7 protein-coding genes are annotated in these 7,772 nt (G+C 73.8%); 5 read left to right on the top strand and 2 right to left on the bottom strand.

From position 1 onward, the window contains the following. From mobA to JZ5iCDA_RS13850, 3 genes are all read left to right on the top strand, one after another. The coding region (gene mobA, locus JZ5iCDA_RS19000; protein WP_436967411.1) for a molybdenum cofactor guanylyltransferase at positions 1–372 on the top strand (372 nt) is incomplete at its 5' end. After that, positions 369–653 (top strand): DUF6457 domain-containing protein, encoded by a 285-nt coding sequence (locus tag JZ5iCDA_RS13855; protein WP_069387699.1) that lies wholly within the window; start codon positions 369–371, stop codon positions 651–653. The genes mobA and JZ5iCDA_RS13855, both read left to right, overlap by 4 nt. A gap of 1 nt (position 654) precedes the next feature. After that, complete coding sequence (locus JZ5iCDA_RS13850) at positions 655–891, top strand: MoaD/ThiS family protein (protein ID WP_069387698.1); 237 nt, start codon at positions 655–657, stop codon at positions 889–891. Positions 892–919: 28 nt separating this feature from the next. Here the strand turns inward: JZ5iCDA_RS13850 and JZ5iCDA_RS13845 are convergent, their stop codons facing one another. Together JZ5iCDA_RS13845 and JZ5iCDA_RS13840 are read right to left on the bottom strand one after the other, a co-directional pair. Then, complete coding sequence (locus tag JZ5iCDA_RS13845) at positions 920–1,429, bottom strand: MogA/MoaB family molybdenum cofactor biosynthesis protein (protein WP_069387697.1); 510 nt, start codon at positions 1,427–1,429, stop codon at positions 920–922. A gap of 43 nt (positions 1,430–1,472) precedes the next feature. Then, positions 1,473–2,114 (bottom strand): PAS and ANTAR domain-containing protein, encoded by a 642-nt coding sequence (locus JZ5iCDA_RS13840; protein ID WP_069387696.1) that lies wholly within the window; start codon positions 2,112–2,114, stop codon positions 1,473–1,475. 263 nt (positions 2,115–2,377) lie between these two features. Here JZ5iCDA_RS13840 and JZ5iCDA_RS13835 point away from each other — a divergent pair, with 263 nt between their 5' ends. Next, complete coding sequence (locus tag JZ5iCDA_RS13835; RefSeq protein ID WP_069387695.1) at positions 2,378–6,238, top strand: nitrate reductase subunit alpha; 3,861 nt, start codon at positions 2,378–2,380, stop codon at positions 6,236–6,238. Positions 6,239–6,287: 49 nt separating this feature from the next. Further along, the coding region (gene narH / locus JZ5iCDA_RS13830; RefSeq protein ID WP_139123119.1) for a nitrate reductase subunit beta at positions 6,288–7,772 on the top strand (1,485 nt) is incomplete at its 3' end.

The raw sequence follows: 7,772 nt of genomic DNA, 5'->3' as shown, positions 1-7,772 counted from the left end.
GAGGACGGCGCCGTCCCGGGTGGCGCGACGGCCGCCCCGTGGGTGCTCGTGCTCGCGTGCGACGTCCCGCGGGCCGCCGAGGCGGTGCCGCTGCTGCTGGCCGCGGCGACGGGTGCGGCCGACGGCGCAACCCCCGTCGACGCGGTGCGCGCGGTCCGCGGCGGTCGTGACCAGTGGCTCGTGGGCCTCTACCGGCGTACCGCGCTCGACGCCGCGGTGGCACGCCTGCGCGCCGGGGACGGCGTCGAGGGTGCGCCCGTGCACCGGCTCCTGCGCGACCTAGCCGCACGGCTCGTCGAGGACGCCGAGGGGCTCACCCACGACGTGGACACGTGGGAGGATGCCGACGACCAGGACAGGAGGCTGCGATGACCAACCTCGAGCGCTGGGTGGACGCCCTCGCCGCCGAGTTCGAGCTGGACCCCGACGTCGTCGACATCGCGGGCGTGCTCGACCTCGCGCGCGACGCCGCGCACAACGTCGAGCGACCGGCCGCCCCGCTCACGACGTTCGTCGCCGGGTACGTCGCCGGCCTGGCCGCGCGCGAGGGCGCCGACCACGCCGTCGAGGACGTGCTCGACCGCGCGAGCGAGCTCGCGCTCGCCTGGGCGCCCGAGCCCGAGCTCGCCGCCACCGAGGACGCGGAGGCCTGACGTGGCGACCGTCCGCTACTTCGCCGGCGCGCGGGACGCCGCGGGCGTCGAGACGGAGACCGTGACCGCCGCGACCGTCGGCGAGCTGCACGCCGCGCTCGTCGACCGCCACCCCGCCCTCACCGACGTGCTGCCGCGCTGCTCGCTCCTCGTCGGAGGCGTGCGCGCGTCCGACGACGCCGCCCCCGTGGGCGCCGACGAGCTCGTCGACGTCCTGCCCCCCTTCGCGGGCGGCTGAGCCCCCCGCGGCCCCGTCCTGCTGCGGGTCAGTGGTCGCCGCCGGCGAGCTGCGCCAGCACGTGCGGCACGAGCGGCTCGAGCACGGCCCACCCGTCGCGCACCCCGCCCGTCGACCCGGGGAGGTTGACGACGAGCGCACGCCCCGAGGGCCCGGGGGCGGTCCCGGCGACGCCCCGCGAGAGGACCGCGGTCGGGACGTGCTCGGCACCGCGGCGCCGCAGCTCCTCGGCGATCCCGGGCAGCTCCTGGTCGACGACGAGACGCGTCCCCTCCGGCGTCAGGTCGCGCGGCGCGACGCCCGTCCCGCCCGTCGTGAGCACGAGCCGCGCGCCCTCGCCCAGCGCCCGGGCGAGGGCGTCGCGGACGGACTCCGCGCCGTCGGGCACGAGCGCCGTGGCGACCCGCGTCCACCCGGACGCGGCGAGCAGCGCCACGAGCTGCGGGCCCGACCGGTCCTGCGCCTCGCCGCGCGAGCAGCGGTCCGACACGGTGACGACGGCGACGGGGACGTCCTCGCGGACTGCGGTCTGCGTCATGACGGCACCCTAGCGACGACGGGCGCCGGACCGGTCCCCGCCGTCAGGCCGCCCGGGGGTCCCCCAGCGCGGCGGCGATCCCGGCCACGCTGCGGTCCTCGCGGCACGACGCCGCGACGACGCGGTGCGCGACGTCCCGCAGAGGCACGTTCGCGTCGTTGGAGGCCTTGCGCAGCAGCGTGAACGCGTCCTCCGGGTCCGTGCCGAGCGCGAACGCGACGATGCCCTTGGCCTGCTCGATCGGGCCACGGCTCGCCGCGGCCGCGCGGATGCTCTCGTCGGCCGCCTCACCGGCGCGGCGCGCGACCTCGGTGGTGATGTCGACGAAGAACCCGCCGACCTCGACGACCTCGCCGGTGTCCGCGTCCCGACGGCCCTCGCCGACCAGGACGAGGGTCCGCTCGCGACCCCGGCCGTCCATGATCCGGTGGACGCTGCTGAACGGCCGGCCGGTCTCCGCCGCCGTCGCGATGACCTCACGGACACGGTCGCGGTCCTCGGGGTGCTTGTGGGCGAGCACGAGGTCCGTCGTCGGCACCACCTCGTGCGGCGCGAAGCCGTGGATGCGGTAGGTCTCCTCCGCCCACCACCACCGCCCGGTCGCGGGGTCGAACGTGTACCGGCCGACGCGCCGGTCCTCGCCCGCTGCGAGGGCGCGCTCGGCCTCGAGGGGTTCTGCCGTCATGGTGTGTGCCCTTTCCCGCCGTGGACGCGTCGCGCGGTGGAGCCGCTGCCTGACTCGTGGCGACCGTCGTCCAGGACAAGGACTACGGATATCAGAGGGTGAAACGAAGCGCGCGGCGAGGCTCGTCGGCCGAGGCCGCGCGCGCCCCCTGGGCCCGGGTGCGCGACGCGCGGGTCGCACGCCCGCCGCGCGGTCCCGGTGCTGGTTGGGCATAGTGAGGGTCGACCCGACCGACGCCGACCCTGCTCGCACCAGGAGGCTGCATGTCCCGTCCCGCGGCGACGACGCCGTCCCCCTCGCGCGGCGAGCCCCGCGACACGCCCGTCGAGGAGGCGCTCCTGCGGCTGGGCCGGCACCTGCGCCCCGGAGAGGTCTCCGACGACCTGCGGCAGGTCTTCCTCCAGGGCGGGCGCGAGGGCGACGTCTTCTACCGGGACCGGTGGTCGCACGACAAGGTGGTGCGCTCGACGCACGGCGTGAACTGCACGGGGTCGTGCTCGTGGAAGGTGTACGTCAAGGACGGCATCATCACGTGGGAGACGCAGCAGACGGACTACCCGTCGGTCGGGCCGGACTCGCCGGAGTACGAGCCGCGCGGGTGCCCGCGCGGCGCCGCGTTCTCCTGGTACACGTACTCCCCCACCCGGGTCCGCTACCCCTACGTGCGCGGCGCGCTCCTCGACCTCTACCGCCGCGCGAAGGCGAGTGTGGGCGGCGACCCGGTGCTCGCGTGGGAGCTCCTCACGTCGGACCCGGACGCCGCACGGACCTACAAGGCGGCGCGCGGCAAGGGCGGCCTCGTGCGCGCCACGTGGGACGAGGCGGCCGAGATCGTCGCGGCCGCGCATGTGCACACGATCAAGCGGTGGGGACCGGACCGCATCGCCGGGTTCTCCCCGATCCCCGCGATGTCGATGGTGTCCCACGGCGTCGGCGCCCGGTTCGTGCAGATGCTCGGCGGGACGATGCTCTCGTTCTACGACTGGTACGCGGACCTGCCGGTCGCGTCCCCGCAGGTGTTCGGCGACCAGACCGACGTCCCGGAGTCCGCGGACTGGTGGAACTCGACGTACTGCATCATGTGGGGCTCGAACGTCCCGGTCACCCGGACGCCCGACGCGCACTTCATGACGGAGGCGCGCTACCGGGGGCAGAAGGTCGTCGTCGTGTCGCCGGACTACGCGGACAACACGAAGTTCGCGGACGACTGGCTCGCTCCGCACCCCGGCACCGACGGCGCCCTGGCCCAGGCCATGGGCCACGTGATCCTCACCGAGCACTACGCCCGGCGGCGCACGCCCCCGTTCGCGCAGTACGCGGCCCGCTTCACCGACCTGCCGCACCTCGTGCGCCTGGAGCGTCGCGACGACGGCACGCTCGTGCCCGGCAAGTTCCTCACGGCGGCGGACCTGCCCGACGCCGGGACCTCGCCGGACGGCTCGCCCGTCGCCAACGCCGCGTTCAAGACGGTCGTGCTCGACGCCGACGGCACGCCGCGCGTCCCGAACGGGTCCCTCGGCCACCGCTACGGTGACGCCGACGCGGGGCGCTGGAACCTCGACCTCGGCGACGTCGACCCGCTGCTGTCGGTCGCCGACCCGCACGGCGTCTTCTTCCGCGGCGCCGTCGCCGAGGACGCCACGGCGTCCGCGTACGAGACGGCCGCGATCGCGCTGCCGCGGTTCGACCTCGACCCGACGCCCGGCGACGACACGACGGCCCACACGGGCGGCGCCGGCGTCGTCGTGCGCGGCGTGCCGGTGCGCCGCGTCGGCGACCACGTCGTCACCACGGTCCTCGACCTGCTGCTCGCGCAGTACGGCGTCGACCGCCCCGAGCTGTCCCTCCCCGGCGAGTGGCCCACGGGGTACGACGACGCGTCGACGCCCGCGACGCCCGCGTGGCAGGAGCGGTTCACGGGCGTGCCGGCCGCGGCGGCGGAGCGCATCGGGCGTGAGTTCGCGCAGAACGCGATCGACTCGGGCGGTCGCTCGATGATCATCATGGGCGCGGGCGCGAACCACTGGTTCCACTCCGACACGATCTACCGCGCGATGCTCGCCCTGACGACGCTCACGGGCTGCCAGGGCGTCAACGGCGGCGGATGGGCGCACTACGTGGGGCAGGAGAAGTGCCGCCCCGTCACGGGCTGGGCGCAGTACGCGGGCGGGCTCGACTGGGTGCGCCCGCCGCGCCAGATGATCGGGACGGCGTTCTGGTACCTCGCGACGGACCAGTGGCGCTACGACGGGATGCCGGCGGACGCGCTCGCGTCCCCGCTCGCGCAGGGCCAGTTCTCGGGCCGGACGACGGCGGACACGCTCGTGGAGTCGGCGCAGCGCGGCTGGATGCCGAGCTACCCGACGTTCGACCGCAACCCGCTCGACCTCGTGGACGAGGCGCGCGCCGCGAGCAAGGAGCCCGCCCAGCACGTCGTGGACGAGCTGAAGGCCGGGACGCTGAAGTTCGCGTGCGAGGACCCGGACGCCCCGGAGAACTTCCCGCGCGTCGTCACGGTGTGGCGGGCGAACATCCTCGGGTCCTCGGGGAAGGGCAACGAGTACTTCCTCAAGCACCTGCTGGGGACGGACGCCGCGGTGAACGCCGCGGAGTCGGCACCGGACCGACGTCCGCGGAGCATGACGTGGCGCGACGATGCCCCGCAGGGCAAGCTCGACCTGCTCGTCACGCTCGACTTCCGCATGACGTCGACGACGCTGTTCTCCGACGTCGTGCTCCCGGCCGCGACCTGGTACGAGAAGCACGACCTGTCCTCCACGGACATGCACCCGTTCGTGCACTCCTTCAACCCGGCGGTCGACCCGCCGTGGCAGACGCGCACCGACTTCGCGACGTTCCACACCATCGCGGCCAAGGTGTCGGAGATGGCGGCCACGCACCTCGGGGTGCGCGAGGACCTCGTCGCCGCGCCGCTGCAGCACGACACGGCGGACGAGATGGCCGTCCCGCACGGCGCGCTCGACGACCCCGGCGTGCCGATGACGGAGCGCGAGCTCGTGCCCGGCCGCACGATGCCGAAGCTCGTCGTCGTCGAGCGGGACTACCCCGCGTTCGCGGCGCGCATGGCGGCGCTCGGCCCGCTCACCGAGTCCGCCGGGATGGCGACGAAGGGCGTCGCGTTCCGGCCCGAGGAGGAGGTGCGGCGGCTCGGGCAGCGCAACGGCCTGGTGACGCAGGGGCCGGCCGCCGGGCGTCCGCGCCTCGACAAGGACACGCACGCGTGCGAGATGATCCTCGCGCTGTCCGGGACGACGAACGGGCGCCTCGCCGTCCAGGGCTTCGAGGACCTCGAGCGCCGCACGGGCACGCCGCTCGCGGACCTCGCGCGCGACGAGGAGGGCGTGCGCGTCACGTTCCCCGACGTGCAGGCGCGCCCGACGCCCGTCGTCACGTCCCCCGAGTGGTCCGGCTCGGAGCACGGCGGGCGGCGGTACTCGGCGTTCGTCGTCAACGTCGAACGGCTCAAGCCGTGGCACACGCTCACGGGGCGCCAGCACTTCTACCTCGACCACGACTGGATGATCGAGCTCGGCGAGCACCTGCCGGTGTTCCGCCCGCCGCTCGACCTGCACCGGCTGTTCGGCGACTCCCCCGTCGTGGGCGACACCTCGCCGTCGGGCTACCCGGGCTCCGCCGGCCACGCCGAGGTCGCCGTGCGGTACCTCACGCCGCACAACAAGTGGTCGATCCACTCCGAGTACCAGGACAACCTGTTCATGCTGTCGCTCTCGCGCGGCGGTCCGAACGTGTGGATGAGCCCGGCCGACGCGGCGAAGATCGGCGTCGCGGACAACGAGTGGATCGAGGCGTACAACCGCAACGGCGTCGTCGTGGCGCGCGCCATCGTCAGCCACCGCATGCCCGAGGGCACGGTCTACATGTTCCACGCGACCGACCGCACGATCGACGTCCCCCTCGCGGAGACGTCGGGGCTGCGCGGCGGCATCCACAACTCGCTCACGCGGATCCTGCTCAAGCCGACGCACCTCGCGGGTGGGTACGCCCAGCTGTCGTACGCGTTCAACTACCTCGGCCCGACGGGAAACCAGCGCGACGAGATGACGGTGATCCGGCGCCGGTCGCAGGAGGTGCGGTACCAGTGAGCCCGGGGCAGGGAGCGCGCACGACCGAGCGGTGGCAGGGGGAGACGGCATGCGGGTGATGGCCCAGATGTCGATGGTCATGAACCTCGACAAGTGCATCGGGTGCCACACGTGCTCGGTGACGTGCAAGCAGGCGTGGACGAACCGCACGGGCGTCGAGTACGTGTGGTTCAACAACGTGGAGACGCGGCCGGGGCTCGGGTACCCGCGCACGTACGAGGACCAGGACCGCTGGGAGGGCGGCTGGGAGCGAACGCGCCGCGGGAAGCTGCGGCTGCGCGCGGGCGGGCGCGTGAAGAAGCTCGCGACGATCTTCTCCAACCCGAAGCTGCCGTCGATCCACGACTACTACGAGCCCTGGACGTACGAGTACGACATGCTCCTGTCCGCGCCCCAGGGGCAGCACACCCCCGTGGCGCGGCCCAGGTCGCTGCTGACCGGCGAGGACATGCAGATCCGCTGGTCGGCCAACTGGGACGACAACCTCGGCGGGTCGACCGCGACGATGCAGGACGACCCGGTGCTGCAGCACATGAGCGAGCACGTGGCGACCGAGCTCGAGAAGACGTTCATGTTCTACCTGCCGCGCATCTGCGAGCACTGCCTCAACCCGTCGTGCGTCGCGTCGTGCCCCTCGGGCGCGATGTACAAGCGCGCCGAGGACGGCATCGTGCTCGTCGACCAGGACCAGTGCCGCGGCTGGCGCATGTGCGTCACCGGGTGCCCGTACAAGAAGGTCTACTTCAACCACAAGACCGGCAAGGCCGAGAAGTGCACGCTGTGCTACCCGCGCCTCGAGGTCGGCCTGCCGACCGTGTGCTCCGAGACGTGCGTCGGTCGCCTGCGCTACCTCGGCCTCGTCCTGTACGACGCGGACCGGGTCGGCGAGGCCGCCGCGACCGAGGGCGAGCACGACCTGCTCGAGGCCCAGCGTTCCGTGCTCCTCGACCCGCACGACCCCGAGGTCGTCGCCGCCGCGCGCCGCGAGGGCATCCCCGACGACTGGGTCGCCGCGGCGCAGGCCTCCCCGGTGTGGAGGCTCATCTCCGAGTACGAGGTGGCCCTGCCGCTGCACCCCGAGTACCGGACCCTGCCGATGGTCTGGTACATCCCGCCGCTGTCCCCCGTGGTCGACACGGTCGCCGCGTCCGGCAACGACGGCGAGGACGGGCGCACGCTGTTCGCCGCCATCTCGCAGATGCGCATCCCGCTCGAGTACCTCGCGGGCCTGTTCACCGCGGGCGACACCGGGCCCGTCGAGCGCGTGCTGCGGCGCCTCGCCGCCATGCGGTCGTCGATGCGCGAGGTCAACCTCGGCAACCCGTTCCCCGAGGAGAACGCGGCCGCCGTCGGGATGACCGGCGCGCAGGTGCAGGAGATGTACCGGCTGCTCGCGATCGCCAAGTACGCCCTGGCGTGCGCGACCCTCGCCACCGGCTTCCGGGTCGCCTCCGCCCCGCCGGACGACGGGCGGCTCCGGTCGTGGACGACGGCTGCCCTCGTCGTGGCGCTCGTCGGGCAGCTCGTCGTCCTC

The sequence above is a fragment of the Cellulosimicrobium cellulans genome, assembly GCF_001722485.1.
Classification (GTDB): domain Bacteria; phylum Actinomycetota; class Actinomycetes; order Actinomycetales; family Cellulomonadaceae; genus Cellulosimicrobium; species Cellulosimicrobium cellulans_A.
Note: the sequence above shows the minus strand (reverse complement) of the source record. Positions and strands in the feature narration are given on the sequence as shown.

What these genes read in the sequence shown, in the direction of transcription:
- JZ5iCDA_RS13855 (WP_069387699.1), top strand. Translation starts at nt 369, where the DNA reads ATGACCAACCTCGAGCGCTGGGTGGACGCCCTCGCCGCCGAGTTCGAG.
- JZ5iCDA_RS13845 (WP_069387697.1), bottom strand. Translation starts at nt 1,429, where the DNA reads ATGACGCAGACCGCAGTCCGCGAGGACGTCCCCGTCGCCGTCGTCACC.
- JZ5iCDA_RS13840 (WP_069387696.1), bottom strand. Translation starts at nt 2,114, where the DNA reads ATGACGGCAGAACCCCTCGAGGCCGAGCGCGCCCTCGCAGCGGGCGAG.
- JZ5iCDA_RS13835 (WP_069387695.1), top strand. Translation starts at nt 2,378, where the DNA reads ATGTCCCGTCCCGCGGCGACGACGCCGTCCCCCTCGCGCGGCGAGCCC.